Genomic DNA, 22,946 nt, shown 5'->3' on the forward strand with positions numbered 1-22,946 from the left:
GATAATGTCATTTCGTGCCGGAGTGAAAATCCTGGGCTCCCGCTTTCGCGGGCGCGACGACCCACCGTCGGCGGGAGTGCCGATCCATCATCGGCGGTAGCGCCGACCCGTGAGGGAGCGGCCCTGCCCGCGAGGCCCGTCATTCCCGCGCAGGCGGGAATCCAGTTTTCGAGCCATTCAGAGAATGGTTTTGCCTCCGGTCATTCCCGCGCAAGCGGGAATCCACTCCTTAACGGATTCGTCACTTTAATCCTGCAATGTGTCCGTGGCATGACATCCCGAAAAGGGGGGGCGGTGGCCGCAGTCATTGTAATGTCACCGTCATGTCATAAATTCTCGTTGTAATAGCCGCGTCAAAGACAGGCTGAAGGATGATGAACACATGACCGAGAAGACCATATTGTTGGTCGAGGACGAGCCGGCCATTCGCGAGATGGTGGGTTTTGCCCTGTCACGGGCCGGATTTCGCATGGTGGAGGCCGGTGATGCCAACGAGGCCCATACCCGATTGGCGGAACGGTTGCCGGATCTGGTGGTGGTGGACTGGATGCTCCCCGGCACCAGCGGCATTGATCTGGCCCGACGTCTCAAGCGCGAGGAATACACCGCCGAGCTGCCCATCATCATGCTCACCGCCCGTGGCGAGGAGGACGACAAGGTGGGGGCTCTGGAGGCCGGCGTGGATGACTACATCACCAAGCCGTTTTCCCCCCGGGAGCTGGTGGCCCGAATCAAGGCGGTATTGCGGCGCAGTATCCCGGAGGAACAGTCCAGACCCATCACCGTGGACGGCCTGACCCTGGACCCTTCCAGTCACCGGGTGACCGTGGACGGTGAGGCCCTGGAGATGGGACCGACGGAATTTCGCTTGCTTCACTTCTTCATGACCCATCCCGAGCGGGTTTATTCCCGTTCCCAGTTGCTGGACCGGGTCTGGGGGCGCAATACCTATGTGGAGGAGCGCACGGTGGACGTCCACATCCTGCGCCTGCGCAAGGTGCTGGCCCCGTCCGGCTGCGACCGTTTCGTGCAGACGGTGCGCGGTGCCGGCTACCGTTTTTCCCTGCAGGCGTAGGCCCGGCCCATGCTCCTGGATTCCCGTTCAGGCAGTCCGTGGAAGGTGGAATTCTGGCGCCTGTCCGGTTTCATTCTTGCCGGTCTGGTGCTGGGTGCCCTGTTCGGTCACCTGGCCTGGATGCTGGTGCTCGCCTTGTCCGCCTATACGGGCTGGCAGTTGCGTCAGTTGCACCGTTTCCATCGCTGGATCCAAGTGGGCAAGCGATCCGAGCCGCCCCATGCCAGCGGGGTCTGGGGTGATCTGATCTACGAGCAGTACCGGCTTTACCAGCGCAACCGGCGGCGCAAGAAGAAGATCGCCAAGCTGCTCAACCGCTTTCATGAGTCCAGTGCCGCCATGCCGGATGCCACGGTGATCCTGGGTAGCCGCTTCGACATCGAGTGGTTCAACGGCGCCGCCATCAGTCTGCTGGAACTGGAGTCCCCCCGGGATATCGGTCGACGTGTCACTAATTTGCTGCGTCATCCCGAGTTTGTCCGCTACATGTACTCCGGCGATTACAGCGACGCGGTGGAGTTCCCCCGCGGTCCGGACGAGCGGGTCATGCTCTCTGCCCGCATCGTGCCCTACGGTGACAAGCAGTTCCTGCTGTCGGTGCGGGACGTCACCCGTCTGCACATGCTCGAATCCATGCGTCGCGACTTTGTCGCCAATGTCTCCCATGAGCTGCGCACCCCGCTCACGGTCATCGCCGGTTATCTGGAAGCGCTGGCGGATGAAGACTCTCTGGAGCCGGAGATCCGGCGCTCCCTGCGTTCCATGGAGTCCCAGGCGGTTCGCATGCGGCGCATTATCGAGGATCTGCTGACCCTGTCCCGACTGGAGACCCGGGACACCGCGGCCACCGCGCAGTCACCGGTGAGCGTGCCCGCCCTGATTCACGGCATCGAGGAAGAGGCGCGCATGCTGATCGGGGAGCGGGGGCAGCATCTGACCTTGGAGGTGGACGAGGGTCTCTGGTTGCGAGGGTCCAATACCGAGCTGCACAGTGCCTTTTCCAACCTGGTCACCAACGCGATCAACTACACGCCCGATGGCGGCACCATCAGCGTGCACTGGCACGAAGATGAGCATGGCGCCCGTTTCCAGGTCCGGGATACCGGTATCGGCGTCCCTCCCCAGCATGTCCACCGTCTGACGGAGCGCTTCTATCGGGTGGATTCGGATCGCAGTCGCAACACCGGCGGCACCGGACTGGGTCTTGCCATCGTCAAGCATGTGCTGCAGCGTCACGGCGCCCGCCTGCAGATCGAGAGCACGCCGGGGGAGGGGAGCACCTTCACCTGTCATTTCGGGCGTGACCGGATCGTGCGGCGCGGCAGTGAGGCCGCCCGGGCAGAGCGGGCCAAGGAGGTATCGGACGGATCAATATGAATATTTCATGACAGCGATGTGAATGCGGGATCTGAAACTCCCGTCCGGCGTCATAATTCCGTTACAATCGCTGTTTTCCAGGTCTGGTCACCCCATGCCTCCAAAGAGTTATTTTTTCGATCTGTTCGGTAAGTCACCGGTCCGTCCCCTGCAGCTTCATGCCGAAAAGGTGCAGGCCTGTGTGGCTGAACTGCCTGCCTTCATGGAGGCGGTCATGGCTCAGGACTGGGAACAGGCCGAAGTCCGGCGCAATCGCATCGCCGAACTGGAACACGAGGCGGACCTGCTCAAGAAAGATCTGCGTCAGCACCTGCCCAAGGGCATGATGCTGGCCATGTCACGCCGGGACATCCTGGAAACCCTCACCGTCCAGGACGGCATCGCCAATACCGCCAAGGACATCGCCGGCCTGATCCTGGGCCGCCGGATGACATTCCCCGACAATCTCCACCCCCTGCTGAGGGATTTCCTGAGCCGCTGCTCCGAGGCGACCCGCAAGGCCTCCCAGGCCGTGCATGAACTGGAAGACCTGGTGGAGACCGGCTTTCGGGGGCATGAAGTGGATGTGATGGAATCCATCCTCAAGGAGCTCGATACCATCGAGCACGATACCGACCGGATCCAGATCCGGGTCCGTGCCGAACTCTTTGCCATGGAACGGGCCCTGCCGCCGGTGGATGTGATCTTCATGTACCGGATCATCGACGAGATCGGTGACCTGGCCGACCTGGCACAGCGGGTCGGTAGTCGCCTGCGACTCATGCTGGCCCACTGATCCCCTTCAGACCTGCAAAAAAACTGACAATCCTATGGAATACGCGACGCTATTCATCGTCCTGGCGTGCATCTTCGGCTTTTTCATGGCCTGGGGTGTGGGCGCAAACGACGTAGCCAATGCCATGGGCACCTCGGTGGGATCCCGTGCCCTGACCATCAAGCAGGCGGTGATCATCGCCGCCATTTTCGAGTTCGCCGGCGCCTGGCTGGCGGGTGGGGCGGTGACCCAGACCATCCGTTCCGGGATGCTGGACGCCAATCTACTGGCGGGGACACCGGAGATCCTGGTCTTCGGCATGCTGGCGTCCCTGCTGGCGGCGGGGACCTGGTTGCTGGTGGCCTCCATCTTCGGCTGGCCGGTGTCCACCACCCATTCCATCGTAGGTGCCATCATCGGCTTTGCCATCGTGGCCATCGGCATGGAAGCGGTGCAATGGGGCAAGGTGGGCGCCATCGCCATCAGTTGGGTCCTGTCGCCGGCCCTGTCGGGAGTGGTCGCCTTCGTCCTCTTCCGCAGTGTCCAGATCCTGATTCTGGACACACCCAATCCCCTGGACAATGCCAAGCGCTACGTTCCCTACTACATTTTCCTCGCCGCCTTCTTCACCGCCCTCATCACCCTGCTCAAGGGGCTGACCCATCTGGGGATGGACCTCACCACCTTCCAGAGTTACGGCATCGCCGCCGCCTTTGCCCTGATGACGGCGGGCCTGGGACTGCTGGCCATCCGCCGCCTGCGTTTCGACCCCGCCGATGACCGGGACTTCCATTTCAGCAACGTGGAAAAGGTCTTCGGCGTCCTGATGCTGGTGACCGCCTGCGCCATGGCCTTCGCCCATGGTTCCAACGACGTGGCCAATGCCGTCGGTCCGCTGGCGGCGGTGGTCAGCGTGGTGCAGAGCGGGGAAGTGTCTGTGCATACCCCCATGCCCATGTGGATTCTGCTGCTGGGTGGGGTCGGCATCGTGTTGGGTCTGGTGACCTACGGCCATCGGGTGATCGCCACGGTGGGCACGGGCATCACCCAACTCACCCCCAGCCGCGGCTTTGCCGCCACCCTGGCGGCGGCCATGACCGTGGTTCTGGCCTCCGGCACCGGGCTGCCCATCTCCACCACCCATACCCTGGTGGGTGCCATCCTGGGGGTGGGTCTGGCGCGGGGGATTGCAGCCATCAACCTGAGCGTGGTGCGCGCGATCTTCATGTCCTGGATCATTACCCTGCCGGCCGGGGCACTGCTGTCCATCCTCTTCTTCTTCATCATCCGGGCTGCTTTCAGCTAGGCTGGTCCCAGGCACTTGCAAGGGAGATCAATCCATGCCGCAGATGAAGACAGGCCATCCGCTTCGCCATCTGGTCCTGGTGCGCCACAGTCAGGCCGGTGATGCCGCCGAGTTTGCCGCCACCGGCCAGGGGGATCACCTGCGCCCCCTGACGCAAGAGGGTATCAGCCGCATGCGTCGAGCCGCTCGGGGCCTGCACCGTTTGGTGGAAGGGCCGGTGGGCATCGTCACCAGCCCCTATAGCCGGGCGGCCCAGACCGCCCAGATTCTGCACGAAGTGTTCCCCGACGCCGAGATCGCGTCCGCGCCGACCCTGATTCCCGAGGCGGACCCGATGCAGTTCGCCGACTGGGTGCACGAACAGTCCTGCCCGCCGACCCTGCTGGCGGTGGGGCACGAACCCCACTTGTCCCTGCTGGCCGGCTGGCTGTTGGCCGGGGAGCGGCGATCGCTGGTGCGAATGAAAAAAGGCGGGGTCTGCTGCCTGGACGTGAGCCTGGGCATGCAGCCGGGGCGTGCCACGCTCCACTGGCTGCTGACCCAGGGGCAGTTGCGCAAGCTGGCCTGACAGGCTCGCCCGGCTGTTATCCTCCCGACATGTTCCCTTGCTAGACTCGACCCCTTGAGGGGCGATCATCGAGGCCCCGCAAGAGAGGGAGATTTTCATGTTCCGACGCCGTAAGCCCCCCGAGACCGTCGCCGCCGTCGATCTGGGTTCCAACAGCTTTCACATGATCGTGGCCCGCGTCCGTGACGGCGAAGTGCACATGCTCGACCGTCTGCGGGAGTCCGTGCGTCTGGCCAGCGGTCTGGACAACCGTGGCTTCATCGGTCCCGAGGCCGTGACCCGGGCCCTGGACTGTCTGCAGCAGTTCGGCCAGCGGGTACGTGACCTGCCTTTGGGCAGCGTGCGCGCCGTGGGCACCAACACCCTGCGCAAGGCACGCAACGCCGAGGAGTTCCTGGAACTGGCCACCCGTGCCCTGGGGCATCCGATCGAAGTGATCGGCGGTCGCGAGGAAGCCCGCCTGATCTATCTGGGGGTGGCCCACAGCCTGGCGGATGACGGCGGCCGGCGGTTGGTGGTGGACATCGGCGGCGGCAGTACGGAGCTGATTCTGGGGGAGCGCTTCGAACCCAGTCACACCGAAAGTCTGCACATGGGGTGTGTGAGCATGGGGCGGCTCTATTTTCCCAAGGGCATTATCACCGAAACGGCTTGGCGTGCGGCCGAGATCGGTGCCCGGTTGGAGCTTCAACCCATCGAGGAAACCTACCGGCGTGTGGGCTGGCAGGAGGCCCTGGGGGCTTCGGGCACCATGCTGGCGGTGGACAGGATCATGCGGGAGCAGGGGTGGAGCCGGGAGGGCATCACCCTGGAAGGGCTGCACCTGCTGCGTCAAGCCCTGATCAAGGCCGGGGACATGGCCAAGGTGGAACTCAAGGGCCTGAGCGAGGAGCGGCGCCCGGTGCTGCCCGGCGGAGTCGTGGTGCTGATTTCGGTCTTCGAGGCCCTGGGCATCGGGCAGATGCGGGTCTCTGATGGCGCCCTGAGGGAGGGGTTGGTCTATGACCTGTTGGGGCGCATCAGTCATGAGGACGTTCGCACCCGTACCATCGACGGGATCATGAAGCGCTTTCAGGTGGAGCCGGATCATGCCCGGCGGGTGGAGCAGACGGCCCTGCGGCTGCTGGATCTGGTGGCGGAGACCTGGGGACTGGATCAGGACCATGCCGACAGCCTGGCTTGGGCGGCGCGTCTGCATGAGCTGGGGTTGTCCATCTCCCACAGCCAGTTTCACAAGCATGGGGCCTATATGGTGGAGAATGCGGACCTGTCCGGCTTCACCCTGGAGGGGCAGCGGCGGATCGCCTTGCTGGTGCGTGCCCATCGGCGCAAGTTTCCCGTCAAGCTGTTTGACGATCTGCCCATCCTGGAGCGTCGTCCCATGCTGCGTCTGGCCGTGTTGCTGCGTCTGGCGGTATTGCTGCACCGATCCCGCACGGACACGGTGCCGGCCCTGGACGGGCTCAAGGCGAAGGATCAGGGTCTCAAGTTGCGGTTTGCCCCGGGTTGGCTGGAGGCCAATCCCCTGACCCGGGCGGATCTGGAGCGGGAGTCAGGCCACCTCAAGGCCGCCCAATTCAAACTCAAGGTGGAGTGAAGCTCAGCTGGTGAGCTTGCCGAGCAGTTCATCCTGGGCCGAGCGGGGCTTGTGGTTGGAGGCCGCCTTCAGACGCCGGTAGCTGCCGTCCTGCTGCAGCGCCCAGGCCTGGGTGTTGTCCGAGATATAGGCCAGCAGGGATTCCTGCAGCACCCGGTCCCGCAACTCCGGCACCTCCACCGGAAAGGCCACTTCCACCCGGCGGAAGAAATTGCGTGGCATCCAGTCGGCACTGGACAGGAAGATCTCCGGTTCACCGCCGTTCTGGAAATAGAACACCCGGGAATGCTCCAGAAACCGCCCCATCACCGAGCGTACCCGGATATTGTCCGAAATCCCCGGCACCCCGGGCCGCAGGCAGCACACCCCACGCACCACCAGGTCAATTCGCACCCCTGCCTGGGAGGCCCGGTACATGGCCTGGATCAGCCTGGGCTCGATCAGGGAATTCATCCGGGCCAATACCCGGCCGGGCTTGCCCGAGCGCACATGCTCGATCTCCCGCTCGATCCGTTCCAGCATCCCCGAATGCAGGGTGAACGGGGCCTGCAACAGCTTCTTCAGCTTGGACACCTTGCCCAGGCCCGTCAGCTGCTGGAAAACCTTGTGTACGTCCTCGCCGATCACCTTGTCGGCGGTCAGCAGGCCGTAATCGGTATAGGCCCGGGCGGTCCCCGCGTGATAGTTGCCGGTACCCAGATGCACATAGCGCCGGATCCGATCCTTTTCCCGGCGCACCACCATGGCCAGCTTGGCGTGGGTCTTGTAGCCCACCACCCCGTAGGTCACGTGGGCACCGGCATCCTGCAGACGGTTGGCCAGCTGGATATTGGCCTCCTCGTCGAACCGGGCGCGCAACTCGATCACCACCGTGACCTCCTTGCCCGCCTGGGCGGCCTGCATCAGGATGTCCACCAGTTGGGAACGCACGCCGGTACGGTAGAGGGTCTGCTTGATCGCCAGCACGTCCGGGTCCCGGGCCGCCTGGCGCATGAATTCCACCACCGGCACGAATGACTGATAGGGATGGTGCAGCAGCACATCCCCGCGCCGGATGGTGTGGAAGATATCCGCCGACCCGGTCAGGACCGGGGGTAGGGCGGGCACGAAGGAGGGGTACTTGAGATCAGGGCGTTCCACCAGTTCATGCACGGCCATGAGCCGGTTCAGGTTCACCAGTCCATTGACCTGGTAGAGGTCGTCCGGTCCCAGCTTGAACTGGCGCAGCAGGAACTCCGCCACCTTGGTCGGACAGTTGTCCGCCACTTCCAGCCGTACCGCTTCGCCGTAATTACGCTGGGGCAGTTCCCCTTCCAGGGCCATCAGCAGGTCGTCGATCTCCTCCTCGTGGACAAACAGATCCGAGTTGCGGGTGAGCCGGAACTGGTAGCAGCCGGTGACCGTCATGCCCTGGAACAGCTCGCCCACGTGGGCGTGGAGGATGGAGGATAAAAAGACGAAATCATAGTCCCCCTTGGCGATTTCCCGGGGCAGGCGGGCCAGGCGAGGCAGGGAGCGCGGGGCCTGGACCACGGCCATGCGGCTTTCCCGACCGAAGGCATCCTTGCCTTCCAGGGTGACGATGAAGTTGAGGCTCTTGTTGAGGATGCGCGGGAACGGGTGGGCCGGGTCCAGCCCCAGCGGGGACAGCACCGGCAACAGCTCACGGTCGAAGAAATCCTTGACCCAGGCGGCCTGTTCGTCGCTCCAGTGAGTGCGGCGCACGAAGTGGATGTTTTGCTCGGCCAGGGCCGGGATCAGGATGTCGTTGAGGGTGGCGTATTGATCGTCCACCAGTGTGTGCGCCAGCTGACCCACCCGGGTCAGCTGTTCGGTGGCGCTGAGTCCGTCCGGCCCGGGAGTGTTCACTCCAAGCTGTAATTGCTGCTTGAGTCCCGCCACCCGGATCTCGAAGAACTCATCCAGATTGGTGGACGAGATGCACAAAAAGCGCAGCCGTTCCAGCAGCGGGATGGTTTCCTGTTTGGCCAGTTCCAGAACCCGCTGATTGAAGGCCAGCAGGCTCAGCTCACGGTTGAGGTAAAGTTCCGGATTGGTCAGGTCGATCTCGGTCTCGGTCATCCGCACAGTCTATCCCATCAGTAAGTCATTCCTGTGACAACGCCTGCTGTCTGCCATTGCCCACCAGCAGGAATTCCATCAGCGCCTTCTGGGCGTGCAGGCGGTTCTCGGCCTCGTCCCAGACCACGCTTTGCGGGCCTTCCAGTACCTCGGTGGAGACTTCCTCTTCCCGGTGGGCGGGCAGGCAGTGCATGAACAGGGCATCCGGCGCGGCCCGGGCCATCAGGGCGGCATTGACCTGATAATCCCCGAAGGCCCGACGGCGGGCGGCCTGTTCCTGTTCCTGCCCCATGCTGGCCCAGACATCGGTGACGATCAGATCGGCCCCTTGTGCTGCTGCCATGGGGTCCCGCACGATGGCGGCGCTGCGGCCGGCGGCGGCCAGGATCACCGGGTCCGGATCATAGCCTTCCGGAGAGGCAATGCGCAGTTCAAACCCCAGACGCTCGGCGGCGTGGATGTAGCTATGGCACATGTTGTTGCCATCCCCCACCCATACCACCGTGCGACCGGCAATGTCGCCCCGCAGTTCGAACCAGGTCTGCAGATCCGCCAGCAGCTGGCAGGGGTGTTCCAGGTCGGTGAGACCATTGATCACGGGCACCCTGGCGTTGGCGGCGAACCGCTCCACCTTCTCATGTTCGAAGGTGCGGATCATGACGATGTCCACCATGCGGGAGAGGACCCGGGCCGAGTCCTCGATGGGTTCGCCCCGACCCAGCTGGGTATCCTTGGGCGACAGGAAGATGGCATGTCCTCCCAGTTGTTGCATGCCCACTTCGAAGGAGACGCGGGTACGGGTGGATGATTTCTCGAAAATCATCGCCAGGGTCTTGCCCTTGAGGGGTTCGTAGGCCTCGCCCTGCCGCAGTTGCGCCTTCATCTGCATGGCGCGGTGGATCAGGTGACGCAGTTCCTCGGTGGACAGGTCCAGCAAGGACAGAAAGTGACGCACAGCCATGGGCATTTCCTCAGGCGGCCTGGGCCGCGAACCGTTCCACCAGGTCAGAGACGATATCCACGATCTGGTCCGCCTCGGGCCGGTCGATGATCAGGGGCGGCAGCAGACGAATGACCCGCTCCGCGGTGACGTTGATGAGGAGGCCGGCCTCCAGGGCCAGGCCCACCAGCTCGGCGCAGGGACGATCCAGCTCGATGCCCAGCATCAGGCCCTTGCCGCGGATGTCCCGCACGGCGGGGTGCCGGCCGAGGCGATTCCGGAAGGCCGCCACCAGAGACTGCCCCATGGTGTCGGCATGCGCCAGGAGGGCCTCTTGCTCCAGGGTGTCCAGCACCGCCAGGGCGGCGCGGCACACCAGGGGATTGCCGCCGAAGGTGGTGCCGTGGGTGCCGGGGGTGAACAGGTCGGCGGCCGCGCCCGCCGCCAGGGTGGCGCCGATGGGGACACCGTTGCCCAGGCCCTTGGCCAGACTCAGCACATCCGGGGTGATGCCTTCGTGCTGGAAAGCGAACCAGGTCCCGGTACGGCCGATGCCGGCCTGGATCTCGTCCAGCATCAACAGCCAGCCGGCGCGGTCGCAGAGCGTCCGTAGCCCCTTGAGATACCCTTCCGGGGGAATGCGGATGCCGCCTTCGCCGGTGATCGGCTCCACCAGGATGGCCACCACGTCCGGGTGATCCGCCAGGACTTCCACCGCCGCCAGATCACCGTGGGGCACGCGGATGAAGCCTTCCACCAGGGGGGCGAAACCTGCCTGAATGCGGGCATTGCCGGTGGCGGTCAGGGTGGCCAGGGTGCGGCCGTGGAAGCTGCCTTCCATGACGATCACGGTGGGGCGGGCGATGCCCTTGTGATGGCCATGCAGGCGGGCCAGCTTGATGGCGGCCTCGTTGGCCTCGGCGCCGGAATTGCAGAAGAAGGCCCGATCCATGCCGGCCAGCGCGGTCAGGCGCTCGGCAAGTCGGGTCTGTTGGGGAATCTCGTAGAGATTGGAGGTATGAATGAGTTGTCCAGCCTGTTCGCACAGGGCTTGGGTCACGGCCGGATGGGCATGACCCAGGCCGCAGACGGCGATGCCGGACAGGGCATCCAGATAGCGCCGGCCCTGATCGTCCCACAACCAGGGGCCCTCTCCCCGTACGAAGGCAACGGGTTGGCGCTTGTAGTTCCGCATGAGGGCGTCTGACATTCGGCTTGCTCCCCTCCAAAAACGAAAAAAGGCAGCCCATGGCTGCCGGCTGTTCACGGGCGCTCGGGGCGCCGGTTAGGTAATGACTGAAACGCCCATCATACGATGCCCTGACGTGGGGCGCAAAGGCCTTGGCGTCGTCATGGATATGGTGAACCCGGAAAGCCCGCGCCCACGGAAAGATGCGTGGGCGCGGGCCTGTCCGCGAATGGGGGTTACCGGACTGGTGTCCTGGTCTTTCAGCCGAAGTTGTCGGCGACGAAGTCCCAGTTCACGACATTGAAAAAGCCCTCAATGTACTTGGGCCGGGCATTGCGGTAGTCGATGTAGTAGGCATGTTCCCACACATCCATGGTCAGCAGCGGGGTTTTGCCGGCCTCGGTGATCGGAGTGGCGGCATTGCTGGTGTTGACGATCTCCAGGCTACCGTCGGCATTCTTCACCAGCCAGGTCCACCCGGAGCCGAAATTGCCCGCGCCGGCGGCGGCAAACTTCTCCTTGAATTCGGCAAAGGAACCGAAGGCGGTGTTGATGGCCTCGGCCAGGGCGCCGGTGGGCTCGCCGCCGCCGTTGGGGCTCAGGCAGTTGAAGTAGAACGTGTGGTTCCAGACCTGGGCGGCATTGTTGAAGATGCCGCCGGCAGGGGCCTTTTTGACGATCTCTTCCAGGGACAGGCTTTCGAACTCGGTGCCGGTGATCAGCTTGTTCAGGTTGGTGACATAGGTCGCATGGTGCTTGTCGTGGTGGAACTCCAGGGTCTCGGCGGAGACGTGGGGTTCCAGGGCGTCCTTGGCGTAGGGCAGTTCAGGCAGTTGGTGCGTCATGGCGATGTTCTCCTTGTGACTGCCTCGGGCAGTTCATGTTTTGGAAAGAGTCTAAACATAGGGCACAACCAGGGTACAATGCAAACCTTGACCGTTTGCGTCGGGTCATGCAAGCCCGGGTCGGCACAGGCAAGATCCAGACCGTACATCGGGCCACCACAGACGGGGCCGGTCCCGCTAGAATAGCCCCTTTGATTCACTCATCAGGAGCTTGTTCGGCCACATGTCAGGTTTGAATGCACCGCATCCATGTCGCATCTACGGCATCAGGAACTGCGACACCATGAAGAAGGCCCTGGTCTGGCTGGACAATGCCGGAATCGCCCATGAATTCGTCGATTACAAGAAAGCCGGTGTCGTTGCCGACAGACTGCCGCATTGGTGTCGCCAGGCGGGCTGGGAAACGTTGATCAATCGTCGCGGCCTCACCTGGCGCCGCCTGGACGAGATGGAGCGGGAAGGTCTGGACGAGACTCGGGCCCGTGAACTGATGACACGGCATCCCACCCTGATCAAGCGACCGGTGCTGGAATGCGGGGAGACGGTTCTGGTGGGATTTGATGCCGAACGGTATCGGGAGGTTTTGTCGTGAGCCTTGATGTATTGCAGCGTTTCCTGCTGGACGATCTGGACATCCGGGGGGCGGTCGTCCGCTTGGGGCCGGTATGGCGGCGGATCATCGCCGATCGCCACTATCCGGAGCCGGTGAACCGGTTGCTGGGCGAGATGTGCGTCACCTCCCTGTTCGTCACCGAAGCCCTCAAACAGCCCGGCCGTGTGACGTTCCAGGTCCGTGGTACCGGGCCGGTCTCCCTGCTGGTGGTGGACTGTGACGAGCGCCTCAACCTGCGTGCCCTGGCCCAGTCCGGCGATGACATCGAGCAAGGTACGGCCCGCACGCTGCTGGGAGACGGTCAGCTGGTGCTGTCCCTGGACTTGCCCAGCATGCGTCAGCCCTGGCAGAGCGTGGTGCCGTTGGAGGGGGAGGGCATCGGTGACATCTTCGAACATTACCTGAGCCTCTCCGAACAGTTGCCTTCAAGACTGTTCCTGGCGGCCACCGCCGAAGGGGCGGCGGGCCTGTTCCTGCAGAAACTGCCCGCCGCGGACACCCGTGACCCCGACGGTTGGAACCGTGTCGAGCAATTGGCCGCCACGGTGACCGACGACGAACTCATCAGTCTGGCCCCGGATGCGCTGCTTTCCCGCCTTTTCCCGGAAGAGGTGGTCCGTATCTTCGATGCCCGCACAGTGATTCACGAGACCCCCGAGGACTGGGACAAGGTGCGCGCCATGCTGCGTTCCCTGGGACGGGAGGAAGTGGAGTCGGTGTTGCAGGAGCAGGGCGCCGTGATCGTCCGGGACGACCTGGCCAACCGGGAATATCGGTTGGATCGGGACGCCATCGCGGCCATCTTCGATGAGGCACCGCCCACGCTGCATTAAGCCTTAGAGCATGTACCCTCGAATGGTGAAGAACAGGAACGCCGCAATCAGGGCCGTCGAGGGGACGGTGATCACCCAGGCGGCGACAATCCGGATCACCAGGGACCGCTTGACCAACTCCTTGCGATAAAGCTTGCGAATGCGCTTTCTTTCCCGCTTCGAGATGACGGTGGCCTCGGTTCGCGCCCGGTTCTTCGCCTTGAGTGCTTTGAGCATGATGCCGCGCTCGCGGATGTCGGCTGCCTTGAATGCGCGCATGAAGCGGTCGAGGGATTCCCGTTCCTCGTCCGCATGGTGTTCCCGTATCTCTGCAAGGATCTTGTCGTAGTTTGTTTTCAGGTACTCGCGCAGGAAACCGACCCCCATGACCGCACCAACGGCCACGTGCGTCGTACTCACGGGGAGACCGAGTTCGCTGGCAATCAATACGGTGATGGTCGCGGACATCGCAATGCAGTAGGCCCTCATCTGGTCCATTTCGGTGATTTCGCTGCCGATCGTGCGGATGACGCGGGCACCGAACAGCCACAGACCCACCGCCAGGCCCAGCGCCCCGATCACCATCACCCAGAGCGGGATGGGGGCCGCCTGGGTGATTTCCGCGCCACCGGTACGGGTGACCTCGACGATGGCGGCCAACGGACCAATCGCGTTGGCGACGTCGTTGGATCCATGGGCAAAACTCAGCATGGCGGCGGCAAAAATGAGCGGAATGTTGAATAGTCGGTTCACCCCCGTCTTGCTGTTTTCCACTTCTCCGATGCGAGTCAGCAGCGCCTTGACCAGTGCATAGGTCAGGAGTGCGACAACCATCCCGACGATCACCGCCGTGTGCAGATCCACTTTCATGATCCGGCTGAAGCCCTTGAGCATCATGTAGACGCCGAAGACGCCGCCCATGAATGCCACCAGCACCGGCACCCAGCGCATGGCGGCCGCATTCAGATCGGACTGGTAAGTGATGGTTCGCTTGATGACATACAGAAGGAAAGCGGCAATCCCCGCGCCCATCATGGGCGAGATGACCCAACTCATCACGATACGACCGATCACATCCCAGTTGGCGATGGCAAAGCCCGCCGCGGCGATGCCGGCACCGGCCACGGCACCCACGATGGAATGCGTGGTCGATACCGGAGCCCCCATGGCGGTGGCAATGTTGATCCAGATGGCGGCCGCAAGCAGTGCCGCCATCATCACCCAGAGGAACGTGTCCGGGTTGGCGATCATTTCCGGATCGATGATGCCGCTGCGGATGGTGTTCACCACCTCGCCACCCGCAATGATGGCGCCCATTGCCTCGAACACGCCGGCGATGGCTAGCGCCCCGAGCAAGGTGATCGCGCCGGAACCCACCGCGGGACCTACGTTGTTGGCGACATCGTTGGCGCCGATGTTCATCGCCATGTAAGCCCCGATGATCGCGGCGAACACGACAAAACCCGCGCCGGCGGCTTCACCCAGCGTCAGCTTGGCATAGACCGCGACTCCGATCAGGAAGAGGATGGCAATGCCAAAGCTGATCGATCTTCCCAGTCCGGATTCTCCGGCATGCTTGCTTCCGTCTTGCCCACCGACGAGGGGTGGCTGCAAGCCGCCGTCCCCGGTGCCGTTCGCTGATGAAGTGTTGGCCATGCTCGGATCTCCCCATGCCTTTGCTGTTTTCCGTCGACGCCGCTCGGCGACGCCCTTGCATCAAGGTGGCACTTTGTAACGGGATTGTTATCCTTTTGGCAACTTCCATCCGTGAGCAGGGCCGTCATGAACAACGATCAATCCGCACGTCGTGCCGGCTGGATCATGCTGGCGTTGTTCTGGATGCTGGTCTTGGCGACCGGCACGTGGTTCTACCATGGGGTGCTGGAGCGACAGCACAATCCCAATCTGCACCTGCTTGGTGATGCCGGTGAGCACGGTGCGGGCATCGTCCTGCACCGGAACCGGTCAGGACACTACCTCGCCACCGGGCGGATCAATGGCGAGCCGGTGCATTTCCTGTTGGATACCGGCGCCACCTATGTGGCCGTGCCCGCCTCCCTGGCGGAGCAGTTGGGTTTGCAATCCACCGGCAGGGCTTGGTTCGAGACCGCGAATGGCCGCGTCCAGGGCGATCTTACCGTGCTGGATGAGGTACGCCTTGGGGATGTCGTGGTACACCGGGTCCGGGCCGTCATCATGCCGGACATGAGCGGCGACAGGGCGCTTCTGGGGATGAGCTTTCTGAATCATTTCGACATTCGCGTCCGCGACGGGCGCATGGAACTCTCGCCCCCTGGAAGTCTTTGACCGGGTGCGCAAGAGAGATTGAGCACCGAGGCTCGGGCCGCGGGAGTATGCTGTCCCCATGAGGATGCACTGGCGCACGGGTCTTCTGCTGGGAGTGGGGTTTCTGGTCGTGACGGGCTTTCTCGCCCTGCCACCCATCCCGCAGCCCGAGAGCTACCATGATTTCGCGGCCGACAGGACCTGGCTGGGTATCCCGAACTTCCCTGACGTGGCCTCCAATCTGGCCTTTGTGGTGGTGGGCGTACTGGGAGTGATCTGGGTGGGCCGTCATCCTCACCGGTTCCGCGAGGCGCGACAGTCCTGGCCCTATCTGGCCTTTTTCAGCGCCGTGATACTGGTGGGCATCGGCTCGGGTTACTACCACTGGGCCCCGGACCATGGGCGGCTTTTCTGGGACCGTCTGGCCATGAGCCTGGCTTTCATGGCCATCCTGGCCGCCATCATGTCGGATCGGCTCGCTGATCAGCGGATCATGGTGGTTCTGCCGGTGTTGCTCGTGTTCGGTGCCATGGGCGCCATCCACTGGTACTGGACCGAACTTCAGGGAGCCGGGGATCTGCGCCTCTACATGCTCACCCAGGCCCTGCCTCTGGTCCTGGGGATGTTGCTGGTGCTGCTCCATCCCGGCGCCTACACCCGCGACGCGGATCTGCTGGTGGCAGCCGGTTGGTATCTGCTGGCACTGGCTGCCGACAGGCTCGACCATCCCATCCATGAGCTCACCGGTGGAGTCCTGAGTGGCCACACCCTCAAGCACCTCCTGGCCGCCCTGAGTGTGTACTGGGTCCTGCGCATGCTGCGTCGCCGTCGGTGGCGCCCCTTTCGTCCAGCTCCGGATCAATGATGATGCTGTTCGAAAGGCATTGGGCCTGCCGTTGGCATCAAGTTTTTCAGAAGTAGGGCCAGGGCAGGGTGGAAACCTCAGGGGCTGGTGTACGATTGACCCGGTACACCCCTATCCACTGATAGCCTCCCCATGCTTGCCATTACCTGGTTCCTTGCCGTTCTGCTCATCATTCTGGGGCTTGTGGGACTTGTCCTGCCGGCGTTGCCGGGTCCGTTGCTCTTGTTTGCCGGTTTGTGGACCGCGGCCTGGGCGGAGGGGTTCGCCCACGTGGGTACGAAAACCTTGATCGTGCTGGGTCTGCTCGCGGCCCTGGCCTTTCTGGCGGACTTTGTGGCAGGTGCCTTCGGTGCCCGGCGCTATGGGGCATCCGGCCGCTCCATCCTCGGAGCCACCCTGGGAGCCGTGGTGGGGATGTTTTTTGGACTCATCGGTTTGTTGCTGGGTCCGTTTCTGGGTGCCGTGTTGGGTGAGCTGTCGGCCCGTCGCGACTTGGTGGCCGCTGGGCGTGCCGGTTGGGGGGCCACCCTTGGGCTGATATTGGGTACCGCCGCCAAGCTGGCTCTGGGCATTACCATGGTGGCGTTGTTTTTGGCAGTGCGGTTCTTATAGGGATGGCGGCCCACCCGACAGGCCCGCAATCAGCCGGTGGCCCGCGTGCCGTTGTCCATAAAGACGCGGCTGTTGAGGGGCCGCACCCAGGTGTCCGAGCCCCGGGACAAGCCCAGGGACCTGAGCCGGCTCTTGGGCAGCTCGGCGTGGATCAGGTCCTTGCCGCCCGCCACCTTGAGTTCGAGGCGGGCAGTTGGCCCGACCACCGTGATGCCTTCGATCACGGCCGCCAGTGCGCCTTGTGCGCTGCCGTCCGGCAGGATCTCGATGTCGTGGGGACGGACATAGGCCAGTCCGTGGCCTTGCGGCTGATCTTCCGGTGTTGAAGTGGGCAGGGCCAGATCGCCGATGCGGGCCTGTCCGTCCTGGACCCGGGCGTGGAACAGGTTGACCTGGCCCAGGAAGCTGAACACGAAGGGATTGGCGGGGTGATCGTAGACTTCCTCGGGGGTGCCTTCCTGTTCCACCCGGCCCTGGTTCATCACCACGATCCGGTCCGATACCTCCAGAGCCTCTTCCTGGTCATGGGTGACGAACACACTGGTGAGATGGATCTCGTCGTGGAGGCGGCGAAGCCAGCGCCGCAGTTCGGCGCGCACCTTGGCGTCCAGTGCGCCGAAGGGTTCATCCAGCAGCAGCACCTTGGGTTCCACCGCCAGGGCGCGGGCCAGGGCGATGCGCTGCCGCTGTCCGCCGGAGAGCTGGGAGGGAAGGCGGTTGGCGGTCCAGTCCAGCTGTACCAGTTCCAGCAGGCGCATGACCCGTGTCCGGATCTCGGCCTTGCCGGGTCGCAGACGCCGGGGTTTGACGGTGAGGCCGTAGGCCACGTTGTCGAACACGGTCATGTGCTTGAACAGGGCGTAATGCTGGAACACGAAGCCGACGCCCCGCCGACTGACGTGGACATCGGTGGCATCCTCGCCATGGAAACGGATGCGTCCCGAGTCGGGAAATTCCAGGCCGGCGATGATGCGCAGCAGGGTGGTCTTGCCGGATCCGGAGGGACCCAGCAGGGCGGTGAGCTGACCCTCGGGAAGGGACAGGCTGACGTCGTCCACGGCCACGAAATGGCCGTAGCGCTTGTTGATGTGTTCGATTTCAATGCTCATGGGCTGTCCGCGGGATGTGGTCTGTCTGAAAGTGAAAAGGGTCGGGGTCACGCTGCTGCCTGGTGGCGTTGGCGTTCGTCACGCCACTCCACCAGGCTCTTCACGGCGATGGTGACGATGGCCAGCCCCGCCAGCAGGGAAGACACGGCAAAGGCGGCGGTGAACAGATACTCGTTGTAGAGCACCTCGATGTGCAGGGGCATGGTGTTGGTCTCGCCGCGGATGCGTCCGGAAACGATGGCGACGGCACCGAATTCCCCCATGGCCCTTGCGTTACACAGGATCACCCCGTAGATCACCCCCCATTTGATGTTGGGCAGGGTGACGCGCCAGAAGGTCTGCCAGCCGTTGGCGCCCAGGGTGAGGGAGGATTCCTCCTCCTCCTTGCCCTGTTGCTGCATGAGGGGGATCAGTTCCCGGGCCACGAAAGGCATTGTGCCGAAGGCGATGACGATGATGATCCCCGGCACGGCGAAGATGATGCGCAGGTCATGTTCCGCCAGCCAGGGACCCAGCCAGCCCTGACTGCCCAGCAGGATGACGAAGATCAGGCCCACCACCACCGGGGAGATGGCAAAGGGCAGATCGATCAGCGTGATCAGCACGGATTTGCCGCGGAACTCGAACTTGGCAATGGCCCAGGCGGCCATGACGCCGAACGCCAGGTTGAGCGGCACCACGATGGCCACCACCAGCAGGGTGAGGCGGATGGCGGCCAGGGCATCCGGTTCGGTGATGGCGGCGTACCAGACCTGCAGACCCTGCTCGAAGGCGCCGTACAGCACCACGGCCAGGGGCAGGACCAGAAACAGGCCCAGAAAGGTCAGGGCGATGCCGATGAGCAGGCGGCGGATCCAGGCCGGCTCTTCCGTGGCCCGTTGCCAGGCGGGGGCCTCGGAAGACAGTGGGGGAATGGGGGAGGCAAGGCTACTCATGGGATCTCTCCGGCGGGGTCAGCGGCGGGTGTGGCGGGCGGTCCACCACTGCAGGGCATTGATCAGCAGCAGCAGTACGAAGGCGGCCAGCAGCATCACGGTGCCGATGGCGGCCGCGCCGGGATAGTCGTACTGCTCGGCCTTAGCCACGATCAGCAGCGGCGTGATCTCGGTGCGAAACGGCAGATTGCCGGCGATGAAGATCACCGAGCCGTACTCTCCCAGGGCCCGGGCGAAGGCCAGGGCAAAGCCGGTGAGCAGGGCGGGCAGCAGGGCCGGCAGGATCACCCGCCGCAGGGTGGTCAGGCGGTTTGCGCCCAGAATGGCGGAGGCCTCTTCCAGTTCCCGGTCCAGGTCTTCCAGTACCGGCTGCACGGTACGCACCACGAAGGGCAGGCCGATGTAGGTGAGGGCCACCACCACGCCCAGCTGGGTATAGGCCACGCGCAGACCCAGGATCTCCAGGTATTGCCCCACCCAGCCGGTGGAGGCGTACAGGGTGACCAGGGCGATGCCGGCCACGGCGGTGGGCATGGCAAAGGGCAGATCCACCAGGGCGTCGATCACCCGCTTGCCGAAGAACCGGTAGCGCACCAGCACCCAGGCGACGATGGCGCCGAACACCAGGTTCAACAGGGCGGCGATCAGCGAGGCGCCGAAGGACAGCTTGTAGGAGGCCACCACCTGCCGGTGGCTGACGGCCTGCCAGAAATCCGCCCAGCTCATCTGGGCGGTATACAGCAGGAAGGCGCCGATGGGGATCAGCAGGATCAGTCCCAGGTAAAACAGGGTGAAACCCAGGGTGATCCCGAACCCGGGAATCACGCTGGGTTGTCGCAAGGCCAGTGTCATCACTCACGCTCCATGAGATAAGGTTTGATCGGATCCCATCGCCCATCAGTGGGCCGGTCCCCGCGTGGGAGCCGACCCACCGGCGAACCGGTGTCAGTGGATCTCGGCCAGAATGCGGTCGAACACCCCGCCGTCGTTGAAATGGGTGTCCTGGGCATTGCGCCAGCCGCCGAACCAGTCATCCACGGTGTGCAGCTTCACTTCGGGGAAACGGTCGGAGAACTCCGCCAGGATCCCGGGATTGGAGGGGCGGTAATAGTGTTTGCCCGCCAGCCGCTGGGCCGTCTCGCCATACAGGAACTCCAGGTAGGCCTGGGCGGGTTCGCGGGTGCCCTTGCGGTCCACGTTGCGATCCACCACGGTCACCGGCGGTTCGGCCAGGATGCTCACCGATGGCACCACGATTTCGTACTGACCCCGACCCAGCTGTTCCACGGCGAGGAAGGCCTCGTTCTCCCAGGCGATGAAGACATCGCCGATGCGCCGCTGCACGAAGGTGTTGGTGGCGCCGCGGGCCGCGGGATCCAGCACCGGCACATTGGCGTAGATGTCGCGTACGAATTCGTAGGCCTTCGCCTCATCGCCATACTTTTCCAGGGCATACCCCCAGGCCGCCAGGTAATTCCAGCGGGCGCCGCCGGAGGTTTTGGGGTTGGGGGTGATCACCTGGACGTCCTTGCGCACCAGGTCATCCCAGTCGCGGATGTTCTTGGGATTTCCGGCCCGCACCAGCAGGACGATGGTGGAGGTATAGGGAGAACTGTTTTGCGGCAGGCGGGTTTGCCAGTCTTCGGGGATGAGTTGGGCCCGGTCGTGCAGGGCATCCACGTCGTAGGCCAGGGCCAGGGTCACCACGTCGGCATCCAGGCCGTCGATCACCGAGCGGGCCTGGGACCCGGAGCCGCCGTGGGACATGCGCACGGTGACCCGCTGACCTGTTTCGGCCTCCCAGTGGGCGGCGAAGGCGTTGTTGTATTCCCGATAGAACTCCCGGGTGGGGTCATACGAGACATTCAGCAAGGTGACAGCCTGCTGGGCCAGGGCACCTCCTGACAGCCCCAGTGCCAGGGCGGTGACGCCGGAGAGGGCGAGGCGGGAAAAACGGGATCTGGGCATGATGAAAGGACTCCGTCAGTGTTGCTATGGGTTGGGAAACATTGAATCCGTCGTCTTCCGTCATCCCTGCATAAGGAGGCCGTGACGGAATTTTCAGCCTGTGCAACTGGTGGATTCCCGCTTTCGCGGGAATGACGCACAGTCAGGAACCTGTCGTGGTTGTCCTTGCTGCGGTCTGCCGCTTTCGCGGGAATGATGCAGTGCGGAACCCGTCTCGGTTGCCTTTGCTGCGGCCTGCCGCTTGGGCGGGAACGACGGATTCAGGCTCCCTGGAATATTTCTTTTTTTTCTATCAATGAGAGATTGCTTGCACTTAATTGAATATCAAAAGGCGTGCCAATTGAATAAATCCACTGATAACAATGTTTTATCGCTATCAATCAGCGGTTCGATAGAAAAGGTTGTTTTATAAAGCGATTTTTTGGTGATATAAAACGATTGATCTTTTTATTTGGTGAGAATCCTGATGGAATCCTTGTTGCTGACTGTTTGGCACGAAGTGGCCTCCCACGAACCCATCGCTCCCAGGCTGGAACGCTTGCGGGATTCCCTGCGGTTGCAAGTGCCGATACGCCAGTTGCAGTTGTTCCAGCTTCAGGATGAGCATCGCCTGACCCAAGTGGCCTGTGCGATCGAGGGCTCGACGAACGGCACCCTGCCGACTCTGGAAATCCCGGGGGTTGGGGAGTGGTGCCGCACCGGAGACATGCTGGAGCTGGGGGGAGTGGGAAGGTCGTCTTCCATGGAACGCGCCTTCGCGGCCTTGCACGACGGGGTGGCGCTGATCTGCCCCCTGAGGATTGAGGACCAGCCCGTGGGCGTGCTGCTGGTGGTACCGGAGTCCCGGAGTGGCCTCGCCCCGGAACAGCGTGAGTGGCTGGAAGCCTTGGCCCTGCCCATGGCGGTGATCCTGGAGCGGCATCTGGAGGCCCGCAAACGGGATGCTCTGGAGCGAGCCGTCCGGGCGGATCAGCAGGCCCTGGAACAGCGGCTGGGCGGGCGCACGGACGATGGGCGTATCGTCGGGGCCGAGGGGGATTTAAGACCCGTCATGGAGCGGGTCATGCTGGTGGCGGATGCCGATCTGTCGGTTTTGTTGCTGGGCGAGACGGGGTCGGGCAAGGAGGTCATCGCCAGGGCCATTCATGAAGGTTCCCGGCGATGCGGGGCCCCGTTTGTTCGTGTCAATTGCGGTGCGATCCCGGCGGAGCTGATCGACTCCGAACTGTTCGGCCACGAGCGCGGCAGTTTCACCGGCGCGGTATCCCGGCGGCAGGGGTGGTTCGAGCGGGCGGATGGGGGCACCCTGTTCCTGGACGAGATCGGTGAACTGACCCATGCTGCCCAGGTGAGACTGCTTCGCGTGCTGCAGGAGGGGGTGATCCAGCGGGTAGGTGGTCACGACGCGGTGCCGGTGGATGTGCGCATTGTGGCGGCCACGCACCGGGATCTGGCCGCCATGGTGGCGGTCGGGAGCTTCCGAGAAGATCTCTGGTATCGGGTGGCGGGTTTCCCCATCCATATCCCCCCTCTGCGCCACCGTCCCAATGACCTGCCCGCCCTGGCGGAGCACATGGCCTGGCGTTCTGCCCAGCGTCTGGGGCTGCCGCTGGTACTTCCCACCGCGGAGGACCTGCGCCTGCTGGCGGCCTACGAATGGCCCGGGAACGTGCGGGAGCTGGCGGCAGTGTTTGATCGCGCGGTGGTGCTGGGACAGGGCAAGCGGCTGGCACTCACCTCGGCCCTGGGGCAGTCCTTGCCGGGGGGGAACATGGTGGCGCCGCGTCCGACAGAATCCGGCCCGGGAGCGGGCGGACAGACATTCCCCACTCTGGAGCAGGTACAGCGAGCCCATATCGAGGCCGCCCTGGTCCGCACGCGGGGACGTATCTCCGGCCCAGCGGGGGCCGCAAACCTTCTGGGTCTCAACCCGAACACCCTGCGCTCGAAGATGCGCAAGCTGAAGGTACGCCGGACGGTCCTGGCTATCATGGAGCGCGATTCGGCTTGATA

At 63.7% G+C, this 22,946-nt stretch carries 21 protein-coding genes; 12 read left to right on the plus strand and 9 right to left on the minus strand.

From position 1 onward, the window contains the following. Positions 1–382: 382 nt before the first annotated feature. The 6 genes from phoB to ppx all read left to right on the plus strand — a co-directional run bounded on the left by phoB (position 383) and on the right by ppx (position 6,677). Positions 383–1,075, plus strand: coding sequence for a phosphate regulon transcriptional regulator PhoB (gene phoB / locus LQD11_RS06100; RefSeq protein WP_238616730.1), 693 nt, complete (start codon positions 383–385; stop codon positions 1,073–1,075). A gap of 9 nt (positions 1,076–1,084) precedes the next feature. After that, positions 1,085–2,452 (plus strand): phosphate regulon sensor histidine kinase PhoR, encoded by a 1,368-nt coding sequence (gene phoR / locus LQD11_RS06105; protein ID WP_238616731.1) that lies wholly within the window; start codon positions 1,085–1,087, stop codon positions 2,450–2,452. 94 nt (positions 2,453–2,546) lie between these two features. Continuing rightward, positions 2,547–3,227 (plus strand): TIGR00153 family protein, encoded by a 681-nt coding sequence (locus tag LQD11_RS06110; RefSeq protein WP_238616732.1) that lies wholly within the window; start codon positions 2,547–2,549, stop codon positions 3,225–3,227. Between the two features lie 34 nt (positions 3,228–3,261). Continuing rightward, positions 3,262–4,512: an inorganic phosphate transporter gene (locus LQD11_RS06115; RefSeq protein WP_238616733.1), complete on the plus strand. Its 1,251-nt coding sequence runs from the start codon at positions 3,262–3,264 to the stop codon at positions 4,510–4,512. 34 nt (positions 4,513–4,546) lie between these two features. Continuing rightward, complete coding sequence (locus LQD11_RS06120; protein ID WP_238616734.1) at positions 4,547–5,080, plus strand: SixA phosphatase family protein; 534 nt, start codon at positions 4,547–4,549, stop codon at positions 5,078–5,080. A 97-nt stretch (positions 5,081–5,177) separates the two neighbouring features. Next, a complete protein-coding gene (ppx, locus tag LQD11_RS06125; RefSeq protein ID WP_238616735.1) occupies positions 5,178–6,677 on the plus strand; it encodes an exopolyphosphatase in 1,500 nt (499 codons plus the stop codon). 3 nt (positions 6,678–6,680) lie between these two features. Here ppx and ppk1 read toward each other — a convergent pair whose 3' ends face one another. The 4 genes from ppk1 to LQD11_RS06145 all read right to left on the minus strand — a co-directional run bounded on the left by ppk1 (position 6,681) and on the right by LQD11_RS06145 (position 11,733). Further along, a complete protein-coding gene (gene ppk1, locus LQD11_RS06130) occupies positions 6,681–8,759 on the minus strand; it encodes a polyphosphate kinase 1 (protein WP_238616736.1) in 2,079 nt (692 codons plus the stop codon). Between the two features lie 25 nt (positions 8,760–8,784). Next, on the minus strand, positions 8,785–9,720 hold the full coding sequence (argF, locus tag LQD11_RS06135; RefSeq protein ID WP_238616737.1) for an ornithine carbamoyltransferase: 936 nt from the start codon (positions 9,718–9,720) through the stop codon (positions 8,785–8,787). A gap of 10 nt (positions 9,721–9,730) precedes the next feature. Continuing rightward, positions 9,731–10,909: an acetylornithine transaminase gene (locus LQD11_RS06140; RefSeq protein WP_238616738.1), complete on the minus strand. Its 1,179-nt coding sequence runs from the start codon at positions 10,907–10,909 to the stop codon at positions 9,731–9,733. A gap of 239 nt (positions 10,910–11,148) precedes the next feature. Next, positions 11,149–11,733 carry a superoxide dismutase gene (locus LQD11_RS06145; RefSeq protein WP_238616739.1) on the minus strand — a complete coding sequence of 195 codons (585 nt, stop codon included), beginning with the start codon at positions 11,731–11,733 and terminating at the stop codon, positions 11,149–11,151. Between the two features lie 223 nt (positions 11,734–11,956). Between LQD11_RS06145 and LQD11_RS06150 the strand changes: the two genes are divergently transcribed. Both LQD11_RS06150 and hslO read left to right on the plus strand, forming a co-directional pair. Continuing rightward, positions 11,957–12,325 carry an arsenate reductase gene (locus LQD11_RS06150; protein WP_276315667.1) on the plus strand — a complete coding sequence of 123 codons (369 nt, stop codon included), beginning with the start codon at positions 11,957–11,959 and terminating at the stop codon, positions 12,323–12,325. Further along, a complete protein-coding gene (gene hslO / locus LQD11_RS06155) occupies positions 12,322–13,179 on the plus strand; it encodes an Hsp33 family molecular chaperone HslO (RefSeq protein WP_238616741.1) in 858 nt (285 codons plus the stop codon). The genes LQD11_RS06150 and hslO overlap by 4 nt, the downstream gene beginning before the upstream one ends. Before the next feature lie 3 nt (positions 13,180–13,182). Here the strand turns inward: hslO and LQD11_RS06160 are convergent, their stop codons facing one another. After that, positions 13,183–14,814 (minus strand): inorganic phosphate transporter, encoded by a 1,632-nt coding sequence (locus LQD11_RS06160; RefSeq protein WP_238616742.1) that lies wholly within the window; start codon positions 14,812–14,814, stop codon positions 13,183–13,185. 126 nt (positions 14,815–14,940) lie between these two features. Here LQD11_RS06160 and LQD11_RS06165 point away from each other — a divergent pair, with 126 nt between their 5' ends. The 3 genes from LQD11_RS06165 (at position 14,941) to LQD11_RS06175 (ending at position 16,921) form a co-directional block, all read left to right on the plus strand. Beyond that, positions 14,941–15,465, plus strand: coding sequence for a retropepsin-like aspartic protease family protein (locus LQD11_RS06165; RefSeq protein ID WP_238616743.1), 525 nt, complete (start codon positions 14,941–14,943; stop codon positions 15,463–15,465). 58 nt (positions 15,466–15,523) lie between these two features. Continuing rightward, positions 15,524–16,309, plus strand: coding sequence for an alkaline phytoceramidase (locus tag LQD11_RS06170; protein ID WP_238616744.1), 786 nt, complete (start codon positions 15,524–15,526; stop codon positions 16,307–16,309). A 132-nt stretch (positions 16,310–16,441) separates the two neighbouring features. Next, a complete protein-coding gene (locus LQD11_RS06175; protein WP_238616745.1) occupies positions 16,442–16,921 on the plus strand; it encodes a DUF456 domain-containing protein in 480 nt (159 codons plus the stop codon). A gap of 29 nt (positions 16,922–16,950) precedes the next feature. On the opposite strand, the gene LQD11_RS06180 is transcribed toward LQD11_RS06175, so the two are convergent. The 4 genes from LQD11_RS06180 to LQD11_RS06195 all read right to left on the minus strand — a co-directional run bounded on the left by LQD11_RS06180 (position 16,951) and on the right by LQD11_RS06195 (position 20,933). Continuing rightward, positions 16,951–18,030: a sulfate/molybdate ABC transporter ATP-binding protein gene (locus tag LQD11_RS06180; protein WP_238616746.1), complete on the minus strand. Its 1,080-nt coding sequence runs from the start codon at positions 18,028–18,030 to the stop codon at positions 16,951–16,953. Positions 18,031–18,077: 47 nt separating this feature from the next. Next, complete coding sequence (cysW, locus tag LQD11_RS06185; protein ID WP_238616747.1) at positions 18,078–18,965, minus strand: sulfate ABC transporter permease subunit CysW; 888 nt, start codon at positions 18,963–18,965, stop codon at positions 18,078–18,080. 18 nt (positions 18,966–18,983) lie between these two features. Further along, the gene (cysT, locus tag LQD11_RS06190) at positions 18,984–19,817 is read right to left on the minus strand and encodes a sulfate ABC transporter permease subunit CysT (protein WP_238616748.1); all 834 of its coding nucleotides are present in this window, start codon (positions 19,815–19,817) and stop codon (positions 18,984–18,986) included. Positions 19,818–19,910: 93 nt separating this feature from the next. Continuing rightward, positions 19,911–20,933: a sulfate ABC transporter substrate-binding protein gene (locus LQD11_RS06195; protein ID WP_238616749.1), complete on the minus strand. Its 1,023-nt coding sequence runs from the start codon at positions 20,931–20,933 to the stop codon at positions 19,911–19,913. Between the two features lie 466 nt (positions 20,934–21,399). Here LQD11_RS06195 and LQD11_RS06200 point away from each other — a divergent pair, with 466 nt between their 5' ends. Further along, positions 21,400–22,944, plus strand: a complete 1,545-nt coding sequence (locus LQD11_RS06200; protein WP_238616750.1) for a sigma-54 interaction domain-containing protein — start codon at positions 21,400–21,402, stop codon at positions 22,942–22,944. Positions 22,945–22,946: the final 2 nt, after the last annotated feature.

Origin of the sequence: Ectothiorhodospira shaposhnikovii (genome assembly GCF_022227765.1) — a bacterium.
GTDB lineage: Bacteria > Pseudomonadota > Gammaproteobacteria > Ectothiorhodospirales > Ectothiorhodospiraceae > Ectothiorhodospira.

Coding starts and splice junctions, on each gene's coding strand:
- phoB (WP_238616730.1), top strand. CDS start 383: ATGACCGAGAAGACCATATTGTTGGTCGAGGACGAGCCGGCCATTCGC.
- phoR (WP_238616731.1), top strand. CDS start 1,085: ATGCTCCTGGATTCCCGTTCAGGCAGTCCGTGGAAGGTGGAATTCTGG.
- LQD11_RS06110 (WP_238616732.1), top strand. CDS start 2,547: ATGCCTCCAAAGAGTTATTTTTTCGATCTGTTCGGTAAGTCACCGGTC.
- LQD11_RS06115 (WP_238616733.1), top strand. CDS start 3,262: ATGGAATACGCGACGCTATTCATCGTCCTGGCGTGCATCTTCGGCTTT.
- LQD11_RS06120 (WP_238616734.1), top strand. CDS start 4,547: ATGCCGCAGATGAAGACAGGCCATCCGCTTCGCCATCTGGTCCTGGTG.
- ppx (WP_238616735.1), top strand. CDS start 5,178: ATGTTCCGACGCCGTAAGCCCCCCGAGACCGTCGCCGCCGTCGATCTG.
- ppk1 (WP_238616736.1), bottom strand. CDS start 8,759: ATGACCGAGACCGAGATCGACCTGACCAATCCGGAACTTTACCTCAAC.
- argF (WP_238616737.1), bottom strand. CDS start 9,720: ATGGCTGTGCGTCACTTTCTGTCCTTGCTGGACCTGTCCACCGAGGAA.
- LQD11_RS06140 (WP_238616738.1), bottom strand. CDS start 10,909: ATGTCAGACGCCCTCATGCGGAACTACAAGCGCCAACCCGTTGCCTTC.
- LQD11_RS06145 (WP_238616739.1), bottom strand. CDS start 11,733: ATGACGCACCAACTGCCTGAACTGCCCTACGCCAAGGACGCCCTGGAA.
- LQD11_RS06150 (WP_276315667.1), top strand. CDS start 11,957: ATGTCAGGTTTGAATGCACCGCATCCATGTCGCATCTACGGCATCAGG.
- LQD11_RS06160 (WP_238616742.1), bottom strand. CDS start 14,814: ATGGCCAACACTTCATCAGCGAACGGCACCGGGGACGGCGGCTTGCAG.
- LQD11_RS06165 (WP_238616743.1), top strand. CDS start 14,941: ATGAACAACGATCAATCCGCACGTCGTGCCGGCTGGATCATGCTGGCG.
- LQD11_RS06170 (WP_238616744.1), top strand. CDS start 15,524: ATGAGGATGCACTGGCGCACGGGTCTTCTGCTGGGAGTGGGGTTTCTG.
- LQD11_RS06175 (WP_238616745.1), top strand. CDS start 16,442: ATGCTTGCCATTACCTGGTTCCTTGCCGTTCTGCTCATCATTCTGGGG.
- LQD11_RS06180 (WP_238616746.1), bottom strand. CDS start 18,030: ATGAGCATTGAAATCGAACACATCAACAAGCGCTACGGCCATTTCGTG.
- cysW (WP_238616747.1), bottom strand. CDS start 18,965: ATGAGTAGCCTTGCCTCCCCCATTCCCCCACTGTCTTCCGAGGCCCCC.
- cysT (WP_238616748.1), bottom strand. CDS start 19,817: ATGACACTGGCCTTGCGACAACCCAGCGTGATTCCCGGGTTCGGGATC.
- LQD11_RS06195 (WP_238616749.1), bottom strand. CDS start 20,933: ATGCCCAGATCCCGTTTTTCCCGCCTCGCCCTCTCCGGCGTCACCGCC.
- LQD11_RS06200 (WP_238616750.1), top strand. CDS start 21,400: ATGGAATCCTTGTTGCTGACTGTTTGGCACGAAGTGGCCTCCCACGAA.